This is a genomic window from Streptomyces sp. L500, assembly GCF_054551825.1.
In genome coordinates this window covers 1-2,852 of sequence record NZ_JBTOLC010000111.1, presented here as the reverse complement: position 1 = coordinate 2,852, position 2,852 = coordinate 1, and the positions used below count along the sequence as shown (strand labels likewise).

The following is a 2,852-nucleotide window of genomic DNA, read 5'->3' as shown; positions in this document are numbered from 1 at the left end:
GCCGTTCATCTTGAACAGGTCCCCGTTGTCGGGGTTGGTGGCGAATACACCGGCGCCGCCCGCGTACAGCCGGCCCGCCGGTCCACCGACCTTGATCCAGCTGCTGCCGTTGCCGGTCCACTGGAAGACGCCGGAACGGTCCGGGGACTGGGCGAAGAGGCTACTGCCGGTGGACACGCCGCAGTTGCCGCTGGTCTCGAAGTGCTGGTTGTATTCCCATGTGACGGGAACGAGATGCCCGTCAATGGTGGCCTGCACGACGGAGCCGTTCAGTTTCTGCTCGTAGTGCAAGTGCGCCCCGGTGGTCCAGCTGCCGGTGTTGCCGACGGCGCCGATCTGCCGGCCCTGCTCCACGTCGTCGCCGACGGCGACGTCGCGCCGGTCCAGGTGCAGATACCGGGTCTGCCAGCCGCCGCCGTGGTCGATCACGATGAAGTTGCCGGCTTGACTGTCGAACTGTGAGGTGACGACGCGCCCGCCTGCCGAGGCCAGGGCGGGTGTGCCCTGGGTGGCTCCACCGACGGAGACCATGTCGACCATGTACTGGCTGGCGTGTCCGTCGTGCGTGGACGTCGTCCACCGTTGCCCGCAGGGAATGGGAAGCTGGAAGGAGGGGGTGCTGGCGACCTTGGTGTTCGCCGCCGGGACCGTCGCGGTGGTCGCGCCCGCCGCCGCGGCGGCGGGCAGGAGGGTTGTGGCCGGTGCGAGCAGCAGTGCTGCCGCCGCCAGGAAGCCGGCCCATCTGATCCTCATGCATCTCCTTGGGACGGGGTGTGATGTGGGAAGGGGGAAGTGTGGGGGCGATCGCTATTCGGTGACGATGCTCGCGGCGGGTCCGCCGACCTTGGTCCATTGGAAGGTCGCCGACCCGGACCACTGGAAGATGCCGCTCCTGTCGGGGCTCAACCCGTAGAGCCGGTCACCAGTGACCGCGAAGGTCTTCCCGGGCCCGCCGACCTTGGACCAGCTGTCCGGTACGCCGCTGAACTTGTAGAGGTCGCCGTTGCCGGGGTTGGTGGCGAACAGGCCGGCTCCACCGCCGTAGAGGGTTCCGGCCGGTCCGCCGACCTTGGTCCAGGTCGTGCCCGATCCGGTCCATTTGAAGACCGCACCACCGTTGGGCGACAGGCCGTACAGTGCCTCGTTGGTGACCGCGAAGGTCTTTCCGGGGCCGCCGACCTTGGTCCAGTTGTCGGGGGTGCCGCTGTACTTGAAGACGTCGCCGGTGGTCGGACTGGTGGCGAACAGGCCGGCGCCGCCCGCGTACAGCATGGCGGCCGGGCCGCCGATCCTCGTCCAGGTGGTCCCTGATCCGGTCCACCGGAAGACGGCCTTCTTGTCCGGGGTGAGCCCGTACAGCGCGCCGCCGGTGACGACGAACTGGGCCCCTGGTCCGCCGACCTTGGTCCAGTTGTCCGGGGTGCCGCTGTACTTGAAGATGTCGCCGGTGGTCGGGTTGGTGGCGAACAGGCCACCGTCGCCGCCGATCAGTGTGCCTGCCGGTCCGCCGATCCTCGTCCAGGAGTCTCCGGCCGTCCGCTGGTGGACGGCGCTCTTGTCGGCGCTCAGTGCGTACAGATGATGCGGGGCGTAGGGAGAGGCCCGCCAGGTGAGCGGTGCCAGGTCCACCCCGCCGGTGCCCCAGCCCGCGCTGCTGAGCCATTGACTCCCGTCGCGGTCGGTGACGACTTCGGCGGCGTGGGACGGCAGGCGGCCCACCTGGGCGGTGGCCGTGAAGTGCAGCGGATCGGAGCTCGCGTACACCTCGGCCCCGACATAGTCGGCCGGTGCGGAGCCGCCGGTGAACAGGTACCAGAGGCCGTTGCGCTGTATCACGTACGGGGATTCGGTCCAGCCGTCGCCGGGGGCGGTGAACGCGGTCTTGCGGGGGCTCCAGGTGAGCAGGTCCTGACTCGTCCGGTACGCCACGATGTTGCGTCCACCGGTGGCCGTCTCGGTGGCGGTGTAGTACATGACCCACTGGGATCCGACCCGGGCGACCATCGGGTCGCGTGCTTCGAGTCCGTCACGGAACAGTGGCCCTCCGGGCCGCCGTTCCCAGTGGACCAGATCGGTGGAGGTGGCCAGGTTGATCTGACTCCTGGACGGGTCGCCGATGGTCTGCCCGCCTGCGTAGAACATGTAGTACGTGGAGCCGGAGCGGATGACGTGCGGTGCCCACAGGTGCGACTCTCCGTAGGAGGGGTCGACCGTCAGGGCCATGGGTTGCTTGGTCCACGGCCCGCGCAGACTGGGTGCCGTGGCATGCGCGAACGAGTCCTCGTTCTCCGGGTCGGCCGGTTCGGCGTGGGTGATGCCGAACAGGTGCCAGGTCCCGGTGGCCTCGTCACGGATGAAGGTGTGGTCGTTGATGTACCAGGGCTGTGATTCCCCGGCGCCGGGGTTGTAGACCTGGACGAAGTCTCCGGCAGTCACCGAGTCGGTGTTCGCGGAGGCGGTGTTTGCGGAGGCGGAGGCGGGGGAGAGGGGTCGGGCAGGTGCCGGGGCGGCGACGGCGGGAATTATCCCGAGCGAGGCCGCGACGAAGGCAGCGGCCAGGGTGATGCGTGAGAACACGTGGCTCCAGAGAAAGGAGCGGACGGGCCCGGTCCAGCCCCGGTGGCCTGGGTCGACCCCGTCCGCTGGTGACGTCGCCGGTTACCGGCCCGCGATGAAGGAGGCGGGACCGCCGACCTTGTTCCACGCGGTGCCGTTGCCGCTCCACTTGAAGACCGCGTCGCTATTGGGCGACAGGCCGTACAACGCGTCGCCGGCGACGGCGAACTGGTGGCCTGCGCCGCCGACCTTGCTCCAGTTGTTGGGGCCGTTCATCTTGTAGAGGTCGCCGTTGG

The 2,852-nt window shown here is 68.9% G+C and carries 3 protein-coding genes; all 3 read right to left on the bottom strand.

The window, feature by feature from the left end:
* Nucleotides 1–753: M23 family metallopeptidase (locus ACX9I7_RS32525; protein ID WP_459389388.1), on the bottom strand; the 753-nt coding region annotated here is incomplete at its 3' end.
* A gap of 54 nt (nt 754–807) precedes the next feature.
* Nucleotides 808–2,577, bottom strand: a complete 1,770-nt coding sequence (locus ACX9I7_RS32520; protein ID WP_459389387.1) for a hypothetical protein — start codon at nt 2,575–2,577, stop codon at nt 808–810.
* A gap of 81 nt (nt 2,578–2,658) precedes the next feature.
* On the bottom strand, nt 2,659–2,852 hold a 194-nt coding region (locus ACX9I7_RS32515), incomplete at its 5' end, for a hypothetical protein (RefSeq protein WP_459389386.1).